The sequence below is a fragment of the Rheinheimera sp. genome (genome assembly GCF_965283995.1).
Lineage (GTDB): Bacteria > Pseudomonadota > Gammaproteobacteria > Enterobacterales > Alteromonadaceae > Pararheinheimera.
Map to the genome: position 1 here is coordinate 3,533,146 of NZ_CBDIQG010000001.1, position 17,284 is coordinate 3,550,429.

The 17,284-nt window shown below is 53.0% G+C and carries 16 protein-coding genes; 4 read left to right on the forward strand and 12 right to left on the reverse strand.

The genetic code is table 11. The annotated features are described in order from the left end of the window. Positions 1-3: 3 nt before the first annotated feature. From hldE to ACQ66Q_RS15895, 6 genes are all read right to left on the reverse strand, one after another. Entirely contained in the window at positions 4-1,449 is a 1,446-nt protein-coding gene (gene hldE / locus ACQ66Q_RS15870) for a bifunctional D-glycero-beta-D-manno-heptose-7-phosphate kinase/D-glycero-beta-D-manno-heptose 1-phosphate adenylyltransferase HldE (RefSeq protein ID WP_430457671.1), read from the reverse strand. Positions 1,450-1,459: 10 nt separating this feature from the next. Continuing rightward, on the reverse strand, positions 1,460-2,032 hold the full coding sequence (locus ACQ66Q_RS15875) for a D-sedoheptulose-7-phosphate isomerase (RefSeq protein WP_430457672.1): 573 nt from the start codon (positions 2,030-2,032) through the stop codon (positions 1,460-1,462). Next, the gene (locus ACQ66Q_RS15880; protein WP_430457673.1) at positions 2,029-3,093 is read right to left on the reverse strand and encodes a hypothetical protein; all 1,065 of its coding nucleotides are present in this window, start codon (positions 3,091-3,093) and stop codon (positions 2,029-2,031) included. The genes ACQ66Q_RS15875 and ACQ66Q_RS15880 overlap by 4 nt, the downstream gene beginning before the upstream one ends. 63 nt (positions 3,094-3,156) lie before the next feature. Beyond that, positions 3,157-3,951, reverse strand: coding sequence for a substrate-binding periplasmic protein (locus tag ACQ66Q_RS15885; RefSeq protein ID WP_430457674.1), 795 nt, complete (start codon positions 3,949-3,951; stop codon positions 3,157-3,159). A gap of 64 nt (positions 3,952-4,015) precedes the next feature. After that, a complete protein-coding gene (msrA, locus tag ACQ66Q_RS15890) occupies positions 4,016-5,320 on the reverse strand; it encodes a peptide-methionine (S)-S-oxide reductase MsrA (RefSeq protein WP_430457675.1) in 1,305 nt (434 codons plus the stop codon). Positions 5,321-5,467: 147 nt separating this feature from the next. Beyond that, positions 5,468-7,597, reverse strand: a complete 2,130-nt coding sequence (locus tag ACQ66Q_RS15895; RefSeq protein WP_430457676.1) for a TonB-dependent receptor — start codon at positions 7,595-7,597, stop codon at positions 5,468-5,470. Between the two features lie 195 nt (positions 7,598-7,792). Between ACQ66Q_RS15895 and waaA the strand changes: the two genes are divergently transcribed. Next, positions 7,793-9,832 (forward strand): lipid IV(A) 3-deoxy-D-manno-octulosonic acid transferase, encoded by a 2,040-nt coding sequence (waaA, locus tag ACQ66Q_RS15900; RefSeq protein WP_430457677.1) that lies wholly within the window; start codon positions 7,793-7,795, stop codon positions 9,830-9,832. Between the two features lie 68 nt (positions 9,833-9,900). Here the strand turns inward: waaA and ACQ66Q_RS15905 are convergent, their stop codons facing one another. Continuing rightward, positions 9,901-11,664, reverse strand: a complete 1,764-nt coding sequence (locus ACQ66Q_RS15905) for a S8 family peptidase (protein WP_430457678.1) — start codon at positions 11,662-11,664, stop codon at positions 9,901-9,903. A gap of 462 nt (positions 11,665-12,126) precedes the next feature. Here ACQ66Q_RS15905 and ACQ66Q_RS15910 point away from each other — a divergent pair, with 462 nt between their 5' ends. Then, positions 12,127-13,308: an NAD(P)/FAD-dependent oxidoreductase gene (locus ACQ66Q_RS15910; RefSeq protein ID WP_430457679.1), complete on the forward strand. Its 1,182-nt coding sequence runs from the start codon at positions 12,127-12,129 to the stop codon at positions 13,306-13,308. Then, the gene (locus ACQ66Q_RS15915; RefSeq protein ID WP_430457680.1) at positions 13,308-13,676 is read left to right on the forward strand and encodes a hypothetical protein; all 369 of its coding nucleotides are present in this window, start codon (positions 13,308-13,310) and stop codon (positions 13,674-13,676) included. Before ACQ66Q_RS15910 ends, ACQ66Q_RS15915 begins: the two co-directional genes overlap by 1 nt. Here ACQ66Q_RS15915 and ACQ66Q_RS15920 read toward each other — a convergent pair. Continuing rightward, positions 13,670-14,401, reverse strand: a complete 732-nt coding sequence (locus ACQ66Q_RS15920) for an SDR family NAD(P)-dependent oxidoreductase (protein WP_430457681.1) — start codon at positions 14,399-14,401, stop codon at positions 13,670-13,672. The two genes, ACQ66Q_RS15915 and ACQ66Q_RS15920, sit on opposite strands and share 7 nt — an antisense overlap. A gap of 53 nt (positions 14,402-14,454) precedes the next feature. Then, positions 14,455-15,375: an alpha/beta hydrolase gene (locus tag ACQ66Q_RS15925; RefSeq protein ID WP_430457682.1), complete on the reverse strand. Its 921-nt coding sequence runs from the start codon at positions 15,373-15,375 to the stop codon at positions 14,455-14,457. Between the two features lie 193 nt (positions 15,376-15,568). Between ACQ66Q_RS15925 and ACQ66Q_RS15930 the strand changes: the two genes are divergently transcribed. Then, a complete protein-coding gene (locus ACQ66Q_RS15930) occupies positions 15,569-15,808 on the forward strand; it encodes an antitoxin Xre/MbcA/ParS toxin-binding domain-containing protein (protein ID WP_377239362.1) in 240 nt (79 codons plus the stop codon). A gap of 124 nt (positions 15,809-15,932) precedes the next feature. Here the strand turns inward: ACQ66Q_RS15930 and ACQ66Q_RS15935 are convergent, their stop codons facing one another. The 3 genes from ACQ66Q_RS15935 to ACQ66Q_RS15945 all read right to left on the reverse strand — a co-directional run bounded on the left by ACQ66Q_RS15935 (position 15,933) and on the right by ACQ66Q_RS15945 (position 17,276). Further along, complete coding sequence (locus ACQ66Q_RS15935) at positions 15,933-16,496, reverse strand: CBS domain-containing protein (RefSeq protein ID WP_430457683.1); 564 nt, start codon at positions 16,494-16,496, stop codon at positions 15,933-15,935. 89 nt (positions 16,497-16,585) lie between these two features. After that, complete coding sequence (locus ACQ66Q_RS15940) at positions 16,586-16,909, reverse strand: hypothetical protein (RefSeq protein WP_430457684.1); 324 nt, start codon at positions 16,907-16,909, stop codon at positions 16,586-16,588. Between the two features lie 190 nt (positions 16,910-17,099). Beyond that, on the reverse strand, positions 17,100-17,276 hold the full coding sequence (locus tag ACQ66Q_RS15945) for a hypothetical protein (protein ID WP_430457685.1): 177 nt from the start codon (positions 17,274-17,276) through the stop codon (positions 17,100-17,102). Positions 17,277-17,284 lie beyond the last annotated feature (8 nt).

Here is a 17,284-nt window from a genome sequence, read left to right on the forward strand (position 1 = left end):
GCTTTACCCTTTGATTTTTTTGATAATAGCGCTGGTGGAACAGCCGTCGACAAACTGCAGCACTTTGACTTCACCACCAGCGGCCAGCACTTCACGCGCGCCGACAATAGTCTCAATGGTGTAATCACCGCCTTTGACCAGCACGTCCGGCTGCACTTGCAGGATCAGTTGCAGCGGCGTGTCCTGTTCGCTCAGGTCATCGCCAAACGGCAGTACCCAGTCGACTGAGGCCAGACTGGCTAACACGGTGGCGCGCTCTTCCAGTGGATTGACCGGTCTGCTGTCGCCTTTGAGGCGTTTAATCGACGCGTCTGAATTTAACCCCACCACCAAGCGGTCGCCCTGCGCTTTAGCCTGTGCCAGATAGCGCACATGGCCGGCATGCAGAATATCAAAACAGCCATTGGTGAAGACAATGCGCTCACCATTTTGTTTAGCAAATTCAATGTGTTGCAGCGCTTTATCAAAAGGCGTCAGGTAAACATCGCCTTGTGAGAACAAGTGCGAGTTGAGCTTGGCCGCTAGTTCCTGTGGCGATACTGTGGCAGCGCCTAATTTCGCAACGACCAGACCAGCCGCCAGATTGGCAACTTCCACCGCTTGCGGCAGTGCCATGCCTGCGCCCAACATGACGGCCAGCGTGGCAATCACAGTGTCACCGGCACCGGTGACGTCACTGACTTCCAACACCTGCGCCGGGAAATGATGATGCTCGCTCGCCGTGATCAGCGTCATGCCCTGTTCGGAGCGGGTCAGCAGCATCGCTGCAATACCGCAGCGTTCCAGCATGGCGCGGGCTGAGCTGAACATGGCTGATTCTGAGCTGGTATCGCCTCCGGCTAAACGGAATTCTGACAGATTCGGCGTGATGATATCGGCGCCGCGATACACGGCTAAATCCGCTTGTTTCGGGTCGACCAGCACAAACTTGCCGGCAGCTTTGGCGGTGGCGATGATGCGCCCGACCGCCGCCAATGAGCCTTTGGCGTAATCGGATACCAACACAAAGTCATAATCCGGCAGCAGCGCCGCTACTTGGTCGGCGAGGGCTTCGGCCTGGTTGCGGCTGAAGTTCTGTTCGATATCCAGCCGCACCACCTGCTGGTGGCGCGAAATCACCCGCATTTTGGCGATAGTGGGGTGTTCATCCTGCACCAGTAATTCAGAGCGAATACCGTCAGCGGCCAGAATTTGCGTCAGGCTGTCGCCGTTGTCATCCCGACCGACCAAGCCCAATAAACCAACCTGCGCATCCAGATGGGCGATGTTGCGCGCGACGTTGGCAGCACCACCGGCTTTGTCTTCAATTTTGCTGACGCGGACCACAGGCACCGGCGCTTCTGGCGAAATCCGCTGCGTATCGCCCTGGTAATAACGGTCCAGCATCACGTCGCCGACCACTAAGACCCGGGCCTGTGACAAATGATTTAAACGGCTGATATCAATCATAAAATGCTACTCAACCTGCCAGAACCAGATCCAGCGCTTCACAGAGCCAGTGACCGATAAACATATGCATTTCCTGAATGCGGGCGGTTTCGTCGTAGTTAACGATGATAGGGAGCTGCGCAATATCTTTAACTTTACCGCCATCACGACCGGTCAGTGCGACAGTAAAAGCGCCCAGTTCATTGGCAGCAGCCAGCGCCAGATTGATATTCGGGCTTTTGCCGGAAGTCGTCAGGCCGATCACGACATCACCGGCGCGGACTAAGCCGCGTACCTGACGTTCAAACACGCTGTCAAAGTGATAGTCATTGGCGTGCGCGGTCAGAATCGACGTATCTGTGGTCAGTGCAATCGAAGCCAGCGGACCGCGTTCAGCTTTGTAGCGCACCATAAATTCAGCGGCCAGATGCTGGCTGTCGGCTGCACTGCCACCGTTGCCCATCCAGACCACTTTGCCACCGGCTTTAAGGCAGGCCACAACAGCATCGAGCAACTGCTGGCTTTGGTCGGCATATTGTTCGGCAACAGCAAAAACTTCGCGGTGACGGGCCAGCGCAGCGAGAAAACTTGGGGTCTGACTCATGCAATATGTCCTTCAGAGATTGGTTCAGAACGGCCTAACAGGCGGAAAATGTCTTTGAGCACCAATTGCAGCCCGGGTTCAAACTGTTGAACTGGTTGCAGCGGCTTTTTCAATGCTTTATCGCATTGTGCCACGATGTCGGCTTTGGCTAAAGTCGCCGGATAAATCAATCCTGCAGCGGCACAGGCCAACACACGGTCAGGTTGATCACCGGCAACCGGCACTGCGACAATATTTTTACCCAGCACGATAGCCTGGCCCATCATATCGCCGCCGCCACTGACGATCAGGGCTGCCTGATTGAGTAAAGTCATCAGCTGCTGGTTTTGCATTGATTTGACTACAGTGACGCAGTCGGTGGACGCCAGCTCACCGCTGAAATTGCCGCCGGCAACCAGCAGCGCCGGTTGCTCTGGTGTGGCAACCGCAAGTGCGGCCTGATAAAACTCTTCGGTGGCACTACGGCCCTGTACCTGATGGCCGCCACCGCCGGCGGCCCAGACGCTGTAGGCTTTGCCATGCAGCTGGCTGAATTCAGCCGGTAATTCGGTTTGCGGCGCACTGAATACCGGGCCGGTGAAAATGGGTTCATCTTTGTGAAGCAGGCGCATTTTAAAGCGCTCCAGCGCAGTCAGGTCGCCATCGACAAACTTAAACTGCACTATCCAGTGTGCGTCCAGCGCGCTTAAGCGGCGCAGCGCAAAGCCTTTGGCGCGTTTTTTCTTATGTTGTGACACAAACACCACTTTGGCACCGATTTTTTTCGCCGCGCGGGCCTGTGACGCCCGGCCAGAGCAGTCAAAGATCACCAGATCCGGTTTTAACTGTTGCAGCAGGCTGCTGACGGCGGCTTTTTCTTTGGTCGCTGAATTATTCAGCAGATGGGTTTTAAACGGACAACTTGCGGCGGTGGGAGCATGCCGGTTCAGCACAAACTGAATATCGAGGGTCGGATCCAGCTGCATTAACGCTTCGGCAATGATCAGCGAACGCATATATTCACCGATGCCTTTGGGGCTGGAGACGGGCAAAAACAAAATTCGGGGAGCGGCAGTTGTCATACTTGTCTGACCTTTGACAAAATTGCCGCCAGTATAACGGAAAGCCTGTGCTGATGCGTAGCCTCAAAACTGCAGCATATGCCCGTCGCGTTGTACATTGATATTCAGCTCCTGCTGGATCCGTTGTTGCCACAAGACGGCAATTTGTTCCAGTTCACCGCGCAGCTGTATGGTCTTAGCTGCTTTTTGCCAGCGCTGGAGCAGCTGCGGATCGGCCGCTTTGGGCATCATCAGATAGACGTTGCTGGTTCTGAGCGTCATCGCCAGTTTTGGGATTGTTTGTTGCTGTTCTTGCTGGCGCAGCAGATACGCCAGCTCCAGACTATCGGCGATGATGGCCTGCACGCGGCCATTATGCAGCATTTGCAGATTCTGCTGATGGCCGGTCACTGCGACCAGATTGGTAAAGCCAAGCTGGACCAGATAACTTTCCCTGACATCTCCGCGCACGACGCCAATGGCACTGAGTTTGCGAAGGTCGGCTAAATTGTTCAGCTCAAGCCGGCTTTTCGCCGGAACATAGATTTGCCAACGTTTTTGCAGCACCGGCAAAATCCAGTGATACAACGCTTCTCTTTCTGCGGTGCGGGAGAAACTGAACAGCAGCACATTGCCATCCTGCTGTGCCGTCAGCATAGCGCGGCCTTCTGGCATCAGTTCCATCGGAGTTTGATCATTAAGTTCGCGTTGCAGCGCTTTGACCATGTCAACGACAAAACCATCGACCTGACCGCCGGAGCCGATAAAACTCGCCGGCGGTTCATCAACGGTAATAATCCTGAATGAGGACTCAGCAGCCCAGCAAGGGCTGGTCGCCAGTAAACACCATAACCACAACCAGCGACCGAATTTTTGCATAAAGAGTCTGAGTGAAATTGAAGACTTATCCGCAGTCTAGACAGCATTCTGCACTTGAGCAAAGTCAGCCTTTTTTCACTCCGGCACTGATTTGTTGCCGGGCGACAAAATCCAGAACTGTCGCGTTGATGCAATACCGTGGCAAACCGCCGGGGCCATCCGGAAACACGTGGCCTAAATGAATACCACTGACTTTAGCGCGAATTTCAGTTCGTTCCATGCCGTAGCTGCGGTCCGGCAATTCCACCACACTGCCGACCACCGGTCGGGTGAACGACAACCAGCCGCTACCGGAATCAAACCGGTCGCGGGTATCAAACAACGGCAGGCCGCTCAGTTTGTCGATAAACACGCCGTCCGGGGTGTTTTTAAAAATTTCATATTGTTTGCAAAACCGACTGTCGGTGCCTTTGTCAAAAGCCACATTAAACGCCTCTGAATCACCGAGCTGGAAAGCGCCCAGTGCCTGATAAAACTCTTTTGGATTCAGATAGCCCTGATGGCCAAACACTTCTTTGCCATCCTGCAGAAAATACAATGTGGGTGTGGCAAAGGTGGGGGTGGTCAGCGTCAGGCCTTGCAGCTGGGCGCTGGTACGGGTAGTCACCGCAATAGTGCCGCGATAATGCTGCAGTACATCTTTGCGGAATTTTTCACAGTATGGGCAATAACCTTCCGCTTCGAGCACCAGCAGCTGCTTGCCCTTGAGCAAAGCACTATTGTCGACCGGCGCGACGGCCGTGGCGTTAAAGCGTACGCCGGTGCTGTGGTCCGGGCAATATCCATCCGGATTTTTGACTAAATAATCCTGGTGATAGTCTTCGGCCGGGAAAAACTCGCTGAGCGTTTTAATTTGCGTGGTGATAGCGCCAAAACCGGCGGCACTGAGTAATTGCTGATACTGCGCTTTGACCGCCTCTGCGAGCGCCTGCTGACTGGCGTTTTGTACCAGAATAATCGAGCGATACTGAGTTCCTACATCATTGCCCTGACGATTCAGCTGTGTGGGGTCGTGTTGTTCGAAATAGACTTGCAGAATGTGGCGTAGTGACACTTTGGCCGGGTCAAAACTGACCTTGACCACTTCGGCATGATTGTTCGGGTCCAGCCGCCGCGCCGTTGCGGTGATGGCGCGATAAGTAGGTTCCACGCCTTTACCGTCGGCATAACCGGATACGGCATTCAGTACGCCGGGGATCGCGGCATAGCGTTTTTCTGCGCCCCAGAAACAGCCGGCACCCAGAACTATGCTGTCTGTTTGCATACTGGCCTGGGCCGGGACGGATCCAGCCGCGAGCGCGGCAGGGGAGCTTAACAAGGCAAAACTGCAACAAGCAGCAACGAACATAGAAACGACAGAGCTACGCATCACAAATCTCCGGCCAACGCCATTCGGTAAATACCTATACGTGTAGACCGGCCAAACAGCGCAACTTGTGCATCAGGTAAAAAATTTCGCGGATTTAATAGCATAAAAGCCCGCGAGCGGGCTTTTATCATCAGGCAGTTCCGGTGATCAGAACTTATAACTGACACCTAACCGGGCGGCGCGCGGTGAGCCTGGGGTGATGTTGTTATTGCTATGCGCTGTGGCGTAATAGGTTTTGTCAGTAAGGTTTTCCAGATTGAGCTGTAGCCGCAGTTCTGGCATTGGCGTGTAAAACACTGCGGCATCGACACGGGTGAAACCCGGTAAAGTCACCAGATTGTCGACCGCGACAAAAGCGGAAGACTGACTGACCAGACCTAAACCAGCGCCCCATTGTTCGTTGACCTGATACCGGTTCCACAATGAAAAACTGTGTTCCGGCACCTGGCTCAGCTGTTTACCTTTTTGTGCGGCTGGCGCCAGGATCTCGCTGTCCTGGAACGCATAACCGGCAACAAAATCCCAGTGTGCGCTGAGCTTGCCATTCACTTCAAACTCCACGCCATTGACCTGCTGGCCGTCGACCAGAATCGACAGGGTTGGATTGACCGGATCTGTCACTGCCACATTGGTGCGGTCGAGCTGATACAGCGCCGTCGCCACCGACAAGCTGTCACTGATATCCCACTTCACGCCGAATTCGTGATTGATAAATGACTCTGGATCCAGTGCGGCGTTGCTGATGGTCAGCGACGCCATTTGCTCACCGGCGCGCGGCACATAGGCTTTGCTGTAGTTCAGATAAATCGACACGTCTTCGACCGGCTTGTAAATCAGACCGGCGCGTGGCGACAATAAATCATCTTCGCTTTCGATCACGCTGCCATTGCGATGGTTTTCCAGTTCGACCTGATAATCGTCATAACGCAGACCCAACACGGCCTGCCACTGTGGCGTGATTTCAATCTGGTCTTGCAGATACACCGCTTTGGCTTTGGCATCGCTGCTGTTGTCTGCGTCGGTCGCTGAAGCGCGGAACTGGATAGTGCCGCGATAAACCGGATTGGCCAGCGTGACAAAAGCCGAAGTTGCGTTCGCACTAACATCAGTGAAATAACCGGTCAGCCGGACGTTATCGGTATCTTGTTGATTCAACTCTGCACCCACCAGCATTTTGTGAGTGACAGTGCCAGCTTTGGCTTCAAAAGTCAGATCGGTTTGATTCATCAGGTTTTTGCGGTCGGTCCCGCTGGTATAGGCAGAGACCGCAACACGACCATTGGCCGGCGTGTAAGCGCCCGGAAACACGTTGCCATAAAACTTGTCGTAGTCAGCGTAGCGCGTTTGGTTGACCAGCAAAGCACCGCTTAAAAACTCATGGCTGAGGGTAGCAGAGACTGCATCGACAGTGGCAGTAGAGTCGCTGAGATCCGGGTTACCGATAAAAGTGGCGCGGTTGATTTGCAGCGGTTGATTGGTCGCCGGGTCAAACGGAATGCCGCGGTCTGTGATGCGCTCATCGTCAAAATGTTCATAGCTGAGCGCCAGTGTCGTGCGATCAGCCAGGCGATAAGTCAGGGTTGGGTTCACGGCCGAACGTTCCAGCCGGTAAAAATCACGATAACCTTCAGAATCTTCGTACATGCCGGTCAGTCGCACCGCCAGTTCGTCGTTGATGGCATAGTTGTAATCGCCACTGACACGGGCTTGCTGCCACGAACCGATAGACGCATCGATGCCGCCGCTATCTGACCAGTTGGCCTGTTTGGTCACGCGGTTAATCAGACCACCAGCGCTGCCACGGCCGAAAATCATACCACTCGGGCCTTTTAACACTTCGATGCGCTGTACGTTGTATAAATCACGCAGGTATTGCACGTCATCACGCATGCCGTTGATGTAGAAGTCGGCTGTGGAGGTATTACCGCGGAAAATCGGTGCATCGCGGTGGCCTTCGCCTTGCGCCATTTGCACTCCCGGCACATACCGCACCACATCGGCCATATTCTGCATGGCCTGGTCGTCGATTTGCTCTTCGGTCAGGACCGTAATGGCCTGCGGAATATCGCGCAGCGGCGTATTGGTTTTAGTCGCTGTGCTAATGGCTTCGACTTTGTAAGACTGGGCTTCGCCTTTGACTTCAATATGTTCGATTTTCTTCGATTCATCATCAAGGATGTCAGCAGCAATGGCGCTGCATGGCAAAGCGGCAGCAATCAACGCAACACGGATTGCTTGAGTAACGGGAGATAAGGAACGTGAATACAAGGCTGACATCTGAAAACTCCGGCGGATTAACCTTTCTTTACTGCGCAATATAACACGAACCATTCTTATTTAGAATGGCATTGTGTTTTACGAAAAGCGCGAGCCTTGCGATCAGCGCTTTGGCGGGAAAAAGTCAGCTCACTGGCAAAGCCAAGACACAGCCAGTATGATCGGGTTCTCCATTGCAAATAGACGGAAGCCGTTTTGTCCCGACTGGCCTTAGTGTGTTACAGCCTGCTGATGTATCTGCTGCGTCCCGTGTTGTTGCTGCTGTTTGTCTGGCGTAGCCGCGCTGATGCTGCTTACCGACAGCGTTTTATTGAGCGCTTTGCGTTACAACCAATCCCGGCACAGCTTCAGGGCGGATTGCTGGTGCATGCGGTGTCGATGGGGGAGGTGGTGGCCGCTATTCCGTTAATTGAAGCTTTGTTACGGGATTATCCGGCGTTACCGCTGACGGTGACCTGCACCACGCCGACCGGCTCCGCGCGTATACGCCAACATTTTGCTTCTCATCTTCAAACTGGTCGGGTTTATCACTGTTATTTGCCGTTTGATACGCCGGGCGCAAACCGCCGTTTGCTGCAAAAACTGGCGCCGCAACTGATCCTGTTGCTGGAAACCGAGTTGTGGCCGAATTTGCTGCGCACAGCTAGCCGCCATCAGGTGCCGGTTTTGCTGGTCAATGCGCGTTTGTCGCGACGTTCTGCCCGCGGTTACCGGCGTTTTGCCTGGTTGGTCAAACCGATGCTGCAGCAGTTAACGGCGATTCTGGCGCAGGATAATGCCACTGCGACCCGCTTTAATGTGCTGGCTGGCTGTCACAGAACTGCAGGAGCGCTCGCCAGTCGTGCCGGCAATTTGAAATATGATATGCGTATCGCGCCGGATCTGATAACGAGAGCCGAGGCACTTCGCACCGATTGGGGCGCGCGGCCGGTGTTGGTCGCTGGCAGCACTCATGCCGGTGAAGATGAAATTATTCTGGCTGCTTTTGCGCAAATTCGGCAGCAACAACCGGACTTGTTACTGATCCTGGTGCCCCGACATCCGGACCGGTTTGACAGCGTCGCGCGGTTGATTGAATCCTCTGGCTTGAACTATGTCCGGCGCAGCCGGGATGCTGCGGTCAGTGCTGAAACTGCTGTGTTACTCGGTGACAGCATGGGCGAACTGATGCTGTGGTATCAGGCGGCGGATTTGGTGTTGATCGGTGGCTCGCTGATCCCGCATGGCGGGCATAATCCACTCGAAGCTATGTGCCTGGCCAAGCCTGTGTTATCTGGCCCCCATGTGTTTAATTTTGCTCAGGCCTATCAGCTGCTGTCGCAACAGGATGCGGTGCGCTGGGTCATGGACGCTGAAGTGCTGAGTCAACAAGTACAGCAGTTACTGGCAGCACCTGCTGAATGTCAGCAACTGGCTGCGGCTGGTTTGCAGCTTTATCAGCAACAGGGCGGCGCGACCGCACGAATTTTGGCACAGGTTGCGCAACTGGCGATGGCCACGCCGGCGGTATTGCCTGGCGAATTGCGCTGGTCTGCGCCGGCATTGTCGGCTGAACTGCAGACGGCTGCGGTGTTTAACCCTACGTATTGGCAAGCGCAGCAGGCTGTCACCGGTCATTCGGTCGGCCGCAATACCGTGTATTTTGTCCGCGCTGCCGGCGCTGAGACTGACTGGGTACTGCGGCATTATTACCGCGGTGGTTTGATAGGCAAACTCAATCGCGATTGGTTTGCAGCGGTGCCGGTGGCGACGAGCCGTGGTCTAGCCGAGTTCCGTTTATTGCTGTGGATGCGTCAGGCCGGGCTGCCGGTGCCGGCGCCGGTGGCTGCCCGTTATCAGCAACGCGGCTTTGGCTACAGTGCTGATATTCTGCTGGAGCGGATCCCACAGAGTCAGGACTTGTATCATTATCTACAGCAGCAGGCTTTGACTGCCGCACAGTGGCAGCAGCTTGGCGCGCTGGTAGCGCAGTTGCATCAGGTTGGTGTTTATCACTCAGATTTGAACTGCCACAACATTCTGCTTGATGCTGCCGGGCAATTTTGGCTGATTGATTTTGATAAATGTGCACGGCGTAAAGGCCAGCACTGGTGGCCTGAACCGCTGGCCCGTTTGCAACGCAGTTTGCAAAAAGAGCTGGGTCTTAGAACCGTGTTCCATTTTACCCCCGAATACTGGCATGCGTTTGTCGCCGGCTATCAGCAAAACATCGGTATAAATGCCCGGATCCATTGATTACATTGCTCAACCACCAATAAAAAAGCCGCAACAAACATGCGGCTTTTTTAATCTTAGCTGACTGGTTACTGATGGCTGGTTGTCAGTGTCAGACCTGCGACTGCGGCATAACCGTACAAACCGATATGGTAAGTCCCTGCGGTTGGGTTGGTGAAGCTGCAGCTCTCGGTACTACCGGTTTTGTATGGACGGCAGGTATAGCTGCTCAACGTTGGCTGTGAACCCAGACGAACATAGAGGTCAACATCACCGGTGCCACCGGAAGTATTAATAGTCAGCGTGGTGCGGCCTGCCGGCACTGTCAGGGTGTAATATTTCCAGGCGCTTTTCGCCACCGAGATATTCGGTGTGGTTGAAGTGACTGGTGTATTTCCACCGCTGGTACCACCAGCTGCTTTAGTCACAGCAGCCGCAGCATCAACAATACCGCTACCGCAGTTACTGCAGGTTGCCGGAAAGGCGCGGGTAGTGGTTTTCAGGATAGATTCGATTTCATCCGGTGTTGCCGTTGGTTTTTTCTGTTTGATCAGAGCTGCAACGCCGGCTACATGTGGGGCTGCCATTGAAGTGCCTTGTGAGTAGCCATAGCTGTCTGAACCCGGCGTTGTTGTGCCTGTGTTGTAGGTTGAGAGAACGCCGTTGCTGTCGTTCGCTGAGTTCATGGCGCCACCTGGTGCAGCCACGTCAACCGAAGTGCCGTAGTTAGAGTAATAAGCCCGACCACCATTGCGGTTGGTCGAAGCGACGTTCACAACGCCACTACAGTTGCCCGGGTTATAGTTGTTGGCGTTGTCGTTGTCATTACCGGCAGCAATAACAACCACAGTACCGCGTGAGCGTGCGGAGTTAATCGCAGCCTGAGTTGTTGAGTCGCAAGCGCCTGAACCGCCTAAGCTCATATTGATGACTTTGGCCGGATTCGCGTTGGCCGGAACACCGGCGACTGTTCCGCCTGATGCCCAGATAATCCCGTCAGCGATATCCGAGGTGTAACCACCACATTTACCTAAAACACGAACAGGCACTACTTTGGCTTTATAAGCGACACCAGCGACGCCACTGTTGTTATTGGTCACAGCAGCGATAGTGCCGGCAACATGGGTACCATGCCAGCTGGAATCTTGCGCTTGTGTCGGCTCACCGCCACCACAGGCGCCAACAGCCACCCAGTCACCAGGATCTTTCGGATCGCTGTCACGACCACTGCCATCGTTGCCGATGAAAGTGTCAGAAATCATGTCATAACCTGGCAGAATATTGGCATTCAGGTCCGCGTGTGGGCGATAACCGGTATCGAGCACAGCCACGACCACGCCTGTACCATCAGCCTGATCCCATGCCGCTGGCGCGCGCAAGCCACCGGTATTTTCGTAGTAGTGCCACTGGTTGTTGTATTGCGTGTCGTTTGGCGTAGCCATGATTTGTAACAGCCGATCTTCCTCAACCTCGCCAACGCTTGGGTCATTTTTCAGCGCTTTGATCATGTCAGCCTTTTCTTTTGCGCTGAGGCGACGCTCGGCGCGGACAATATGCCGGCCATTCACCGCACTGGCGCGGACATAATCCAGCTCAGAACCGGCCAGCACGGACAGTTCCTCTTCAATGTGTTGCTGCACATTGATTTGTTCATCGGCGAAACTCTGTGACATCAGATCCGACTTGGCTGAGCCTGTGGCATTGCCGGTCTGTTTGTAGGTCAGGATAAATTGAGTATTGGCTTCAGAGGCTTGTTTGGTATCCGCCAGAATGACTTCTTGTGCGGCGACTGGGGTCAGCATCAATGCTGTCAGGGTTCCAAGGGCGATTTTATGTAATTTGAATTGTTGCATTGTAAGTTCTCAATAACGACATGTTGTAATTGCCTGGACAGTACCCGCTATAGTTTTTTGCTGTTGTAACGGACGTACAACGCTGTGCTGCGGGCAGGGCAATAATTCATCAATGCATTAGTGCTGTAAAGATAACTAAATTAACATTTGGTTATATAAATGGGACTCGAAGAAAATCAGAATGCACTGAAATGGTGCAATTCATTGGCGAGGATCGCGCTGCAACCGGCGTGATAGCTGTGAATTATTACAAATAGTTACAACTGTGAAATTATAGCTAACGGTAATAAGTTAGATCTAAAAGGTATAAAAAACACGAATATTTCTAGCGTTTTTGTCATGTTTGGCTGTTAAGGCCTGTCTTGAGTTTGCCTTTCGATGCAATCCACCGGACAATAGCCGGCTTTTAGCGCGATACTGCCTGTAGTGGCGCTGAACCTTCAATTCAGAGGTAAAAACCAGATGCAGCAGTGGGATGTAATTGTGATTGGCGCTGGTGCCGCCGGCTTGTTTGCAGCGATTGAAGCCGGTAAACGCGGTCGTCGCGTGCTGGTGCTGGATAACGGTAAAAAGATCGGTCGGAAAATTCTGATGTCCGGCGGCGGGCGTTGTAATTTTACCAACATCTATGCCAGCCATCAGAATTACCTGTCGCAAAACCCGCATTTCTGCAAGTCTGCATTGAGCCGTTATACCCAATGGGATTTCATTAGTCTGGTGCAGCAATACCAAATTCCATATCACGAAAAAACACTGGGTCAGCTGTTTTGTGACGACAGCGCCAAAGACATTGTCGAGCTGTTAAGCAGTGAATGCCGTAAGGCCGGTGTACAAATTGCGCTGCAACAGCAGATCAGCAGTGTGTCGCATAGTGATGGTTTGTTTCAGGTGGTCACTCCTGAACTGACGCGGACTTGCCAGAGTCTGGTCGTCGCTTGTGGGGGCTTAAGTTTGCCCAATTTAGGCGCTACCGCTTTTGGTTATCAGCTGGCTGAGCAGTTTGGCTTGAACGTTTTACCGGTGCGCGCCGCACTGGTGCCGCTGACCTGGCAGCCGGCCGACAAAGCGGTATTTGAAGAGATCAGTGGTGTCGCGCTGCCAGTCACCGCGGAAGCGAATGATGTGATGTTTCCGGAAGATATGCTGTTTACCCACCGGGGTCTGAGCGGCCCGGCGATTCTGCAAATCTCATCGTTCTGGCAACCTGGCGATGAATTGTTGATCAATTTACTCCCTCAGCTCGATTTGTCGGCGTTTTTGCAGGAACAACAGCAAAAACATCCGGATCAGGAACTGAAAACTGCACTGGGTAAAGTTTTACCGAAGCGTTTGGTTGAAAAACTAATAGAAATCAAAGTGATCAACAACCAGCCACTGAAAGCGCTGCAACATAAATCCATCGCGAATATCAGCCAGACTTTGCATCACTATGTCTTCAAACCTAATGGCACCGAAGGCTATCGGACTGCCGAAGTGACGCTGGGTGGCGTTGACACCAACGAGCTATCGTCTAAGACCATGGAAGCGAAAAAGCAGCCGGGTCTGTATTTTGTCGGCGAAGTGATGGATGTCACCGGCTGGTTGGGCGGTTACAACTTCCAGTGGGCCTGGAGCTCGGGCTGGGTTGCCGGGCAGTATTGCTGATGGCCACTGTCAAAGCCGGGCCGGATTGGCTGAGCCGCAAACTGTCGGCGCGTTGTCAGCAGCAAGAGCAAAAACTACGTGAAGTGCTACAAGCGCTATGGCCACTGTGGCAAGCGCAGGGTTGTAGTGGTTTTGCCTATCAGCTGCAATTTGAACATTTTCCGCAAAGCTTGTTGGTTCATCTGGTGGCGCCGGCAACGCAGCGTGAGCTGTTGCTTGGCTTGTTGCCTGGCTGGCAATTGCAGCTGCAGCAAGCGCTGTTAAAAAAGGGCATTCTGCTGAAACCACCACTGCGGCAAATTAGTGTCTGCAGTGAATTGCCGGTGGTCGATCGCCGAAGCATGCACGTATTCTGTACGGATCAATAAGGCAAGACGCTACCATCCCAATGCAACAATGCACCGGTTTGCGCCGGTGTCAGGTATGCCACAGTCGCTGCTAGTCGTCGCGCCGTATCGGCCGGGACTTGTAACTGTCCGGCTGGCAGATTGCGCTGAAAAGGTTTCGACATTGAGGTATCGGTGGTGCCCGGATGCAGCGCCACCAGCGTCGCCTGTGGCAGTGAACGCTTCAGTTCAATCGACGCGCAGCGCACCAACATATTCAACGCTGCTTTACTGGCGCGATAGCTATGCCAGCCACCCGCCTGATTATCGGTAATACTGCCCACCTTCGCTGACAACCAACATAACTTCACTTGCGGTGACTGACTGAGCCAAGGCCAGATCGCCTGCAGCCATAGCGCCGGCAATATCGTGTTCACTTCAAAGGCTTGGCGTAAGCCCGCCGCACTGAGTTGACGCAGACTTTTTTCTGGCTGTAGCTGGTCCTGATGCAGCAGACCCAGGCAACAAAATACCAGGTCTGCCGGTTGGCCAAACACGGTTTTCAGTGATTCATGCAGTGGCGACTGCGGTTGCTCCAGCATCTCCGGCTGGTACTGATATTGCTGTAAACCCGGAGCTGCGTCTGGCAGTACCGCAGCTGCCAGAGCTGCGCGGCTGAATACCGACACCTGTGCCTGCAGTTGCAGATAATGCGCTGCTAATGCCGCACCTATCCCGCTGTTGCCACCCAAAATAACCACATGCATCTGCTGTCTCCGTTTGCTGTCTATCAACAGGTACGTAGCAGCGCAGGCTTCGATCAGGGTTTTGGCGTCAGTAAAAATTGCAGCGGAATGTCGAGGCGTTTTGCCCAGGCCTGCTCCGAGTGATCTGTGCCCGGGAAAAACTTGCTTTGCCATAGCGCCGGCGGATATTTCAACTGTTGCATCAGCTGATCGACTTGCTGTTGCAATGGCGGGTAGAGAGCATCCAGCGTCTGGTCACCATGATCAAAATACACTTTATGCTGGCCGGCTTTTGGCAGGTTGTTTTGCATATAACGGAGAAAGGCGACGGGTACCGGATTTTCTTTGTCCGGGAACACGCCTGGCCAATGCGTCGATAAACATCCGGCGCCGCCAAACACTTCAGGGTACTCGCTGATGGCATACATCGAAATCAGCCCACCCATGCTGGAGCCCATCACAAAGGTATTGGCACGGTCGGTCAGTACCGGGAAATGGCTGTCGATATAGGGCTTCAGCTCTGTCACCAGAAACTGCAGATATGCATCTGAGTAAACGGGACGTTGAAACAGTTTTTGACCGGGTTGGCGGTCTAACTGGTAGAAGTTTTGCTGCGTCTGCGGCGTTAAACTCTGAAAAGGGCGTTGTGGAAAGTATTCAGCGTGGCGGTTCAGATCGGCATTGTGCACACCGACCACAATAAAAGGCCGGGTTTTGCCACTGTTGATCAGAGCCTGAGCGGTTTCATCAACCCGCCATTCCTGTTTATTCCAGGTGCTGTTGGCGTCAAACAACATCTGGCCATCGTGCATGTATAACACAGCGTACTTTTTGGTTGCGCTAAATCCGGCCGGTAGCCAGATATCGATATGGCGCGGTGGAACCAGTTGTGATGGGAAGTTTTCCAGCCGTTGCAGGCTACCCTGACTGACTTGCGGCAGTGCCTGCGAAAAAAAACTAAAAAGAGTAAACAGCACCAGCAGAGACCTACGCATAAAACCCTTCCCGCACAAAAACTATCATTGTCAGCAATATAGGGGATCTTACTGCCAGATAAAGCTGCATACGAATGCATCGCCTGTAAAGCTGACGTGGCGCAGAACGCCGGTGTTTTAACACTATCGCTTGGCGAATTGGCAGCCTTGACTATAGTAAAAAGGTTCAGGCAAACACCGCAGGAGGGATGCTATGGCAACAATCTCGGAAAATGCATATCGGATGATTCGTTCACACGCGATTGATCCGGTCGAAGCAGAACAGTTTTATCAGCAAGGTCTGGCCTATTTCGGCTCTGACGCTTTGTTTGCGCAGTGGCTGACCAATGCCAATGCTTATACGATGGGGCAGGCACCTATTAATGCTTTATCTGCAGAAAATGGCATTGCCTACCTGACCAGCCTGATGGACCGGATGCAGGATGATTACTAATCCGGGCCTCCCGTGACAGTACTGAAAAACAATAAAGGCGGCCGAAGCCGCCTTTATTGTCCTAACCACACCGGCCCCAACAGCCGGTTCCCAACCTGGTTTGTGTAACCCGACGCTTTGAGCGTTAGGCGTAAAGCCGGTCGAAGATATTCAGAAATGTTGGTTGCCGTTCAATATCCAGCGGCGGTAAATGCAAGCGGCTGGCAATATCACGGGCACTGATCACACCGCGGATCTGGTGGTTTTCCAGGTCGATGACGACGCAATATGACTCGCCATTGTGCTGCAGTGTATTCAGTACATCGCCAACTGTGCAGAATTGGATCTGCTGATACGACAATGCGATCAGATTTTCGCGCGACCGCATCAAATCAACAACCTGCAGCTCGCTGGCTTTCAGATCTTTGCTGACATGCTGCATGATGTTTTGTGTCGATAGCTGTTCAGTACTAATCAGGCCGATCATCTCTTTGTGTGCATCAACCACCAATTTAAAGGTGCAGTGTTCATGCGTCATCATATCCAACGCTTCTAATGCATTGGTTTCTGCATCGAGGATGGCCGGTGCACTGTGACGGAAGTCATTAAAAATCTGCAGTGCAGGTGATTTTAACGTGGTATCAGCGAATTCAGTAGGTTGGATCAAATGGTCAATATGATCAACGGTATAAACGTTTAACTTTCTCATACATGCCTCGTTAGGGCCCGCGCCGGCAGACCCAATCTAATCTGGAAAAAAAGAATGCAATGCTGTGTCTACAGCGGACGAACTACAGATCAGGCGATGGCTGGTGGTGCGCGTGGGGCTGCTGTCAGCAACATTGAGCGGCGTGGCAGCTGCTCGGGGGCAAAATGGGCGATGACATCTGAATACAACGCAGTGGCGGCAGTTCTGGTCTGCAACAACAGCGGATGTTTGGTCTCGGGATCTTTTGGTGTTTCAGCATCGGCAATTTTTGATGTTTGCTGGCTGATTAACGATTGACTGTGGCTGAAATGTGCTTCTGTGTTGTCCACCCATGCCTGAGATGCAGATCGGGTTTCACCCGACAGCAGGACGCTCAGATAAAGGATGGCTAAAAACACATTCAGCAGACGCATAGAATTTCATCTCAGGCAGGTTCAACATCAGAACCATGATTCGACTATAGCAGCGGCTGTTTTGAAAAGACAACAAAAAAAACTGCACAGCCTGACCGGGAAAGTCAATCAGGCTGTGTTTGAAAACCCTGATCCATGTCAAGATTTACTGCAGTTTTTCCTGCAGCAGATTGTTTGAAAAAGCCCGTGATTACAGCATTTTTATACCGAATTTCAATAAGCTGGCGATCGCAATAATCGTCAATAATCCCCCCAGATACAGCAGAAAAAACCAGTGATTGCCCGGGCGTTGTAACCGCTGCCATTTGCGACGAATGGTAGTTGTAAGAGAAAAAATTTCAGCTGTTTGTGGCTGTTTGTCCATCATTGATCCCC

What these genes read in the sequence shown, in the direction of transcription:
- hldE (WP_430457671.1), bottom strand. Translation starts at nt 1,449, where the DNA reads ATGATTGATATCAGCCGTTTAAATCATTTGTCACAGGCCCGGGTCTTA.
- ACQ66Q_RS15875 (WP_430457672.1), bottom strand. Translation starts at nt 2,032, where the DNA reads ATGAGTCAGACCCCAAGTTTTCTCGCTGCGCTGGCCCGTCACCGCGAA.
- ACQ66Q_RS15880 (WP_430457673.1), bottom strand. Translation starts at nt 3,093, where the DNA reads ATGACAACTGCCGCTCCCCGAATTTTGTTTTTGCCCGTCTCCAGCCCC.
- ACQ66Q_RS15885 (WP_430457674.1), bottom strand. Translation starts at nt 3,951, where the DNA reads ATGCAAAAATTCGGTCGCTGGTTGTGGTTATGGTGTTTACTGGCGACC.
- msrA (WP_430457675.1), bottom strand. Translation starts at nt 5,320, where the DNA reads ATGCGTAGCTCTGTCGTTTCTATGTTCGTTGCTGCTTGTTGCAGTTTT.
- ACQ66Q_RS15895 (WP_430457676.1), bottom strand. Translation starts at nt 7,597, where the DNA reads ATGTCAGCCTTGTATTCACGTTCCTTATCTCCCGTTACTCAAGCAATC.
- ACQ66Q_RS15905 (WP_430457678.1), bottom strand. Translation starts at nt 11,664, where the DNA reads ATGCAACAATTCAAATTACATAAAATCGCCCTTGGAACCCTGACAGCA.
- ACQ66Q_RS15910 (WP_430457679.1), top strand. Translation starts at nt 12,127, where the DNA reads ATGCAGCAGTGGGATGTAATTGTGATTGGCGCTGGTGCCGCCGGCTTG.
- ACQ66Q_RS15915 (WP_430457680.1), top strand. Translation starts at nt 13,308, where the DNA reads ATGGCCACTGTCAAAGCCGGGCCGGATTGGCTGAGCCGCAAACTGTCG.
- ACQ66Q_RS15920 (WP_430457681.1), bottom strand. Translation starts at nt 14,401, where the DNA reads ATGCATGTGGTTATTTTGGGTGGCAACAGCGGGATAGGTGCGGCATTA.
- ACQ66Q_RS15925 (WP_430457682.1), bottom strand. Translation starts at nt 15,375, where the DNA reads ATGCGTAGGTCTCTGCTGGTGCTGTTTACTCTTTTTAGTTTTTTTTCG.
- ACQ66Q_RS15930 (WP_377239362.1), top strand. Translation starts at nt 15,569, where the DNA reads ATGGCAACAATCTCGGAAAATGCATATCGGATGATTCGTTCACACGCG.
- ACQ66Q_RS15935 (WP_430457683.1), bottom strand. Translation starts at nt 16,496, where the DNA reads ATGAGAAAGTTAAACGTTTATACCGTTGATCATATTGACCATTTGATC.
- ACQ66Q_RS15940 (WP_430457684.1), bottom strand. Translation starts at nt 16,909, where the DNA reads ATGCGTCTGCTGAATGTGTTTTTAGCCATCCTTTATCTGAGCGTCCTG.
- ACQ66Q_RS15945 (WP_430457685.1), bottom strand. Translation starts at nt 17,276, where the DNA reads ATGATGGACAAACAGCCACAAACAGCTGAAATTTTTTCTCTTACAACT.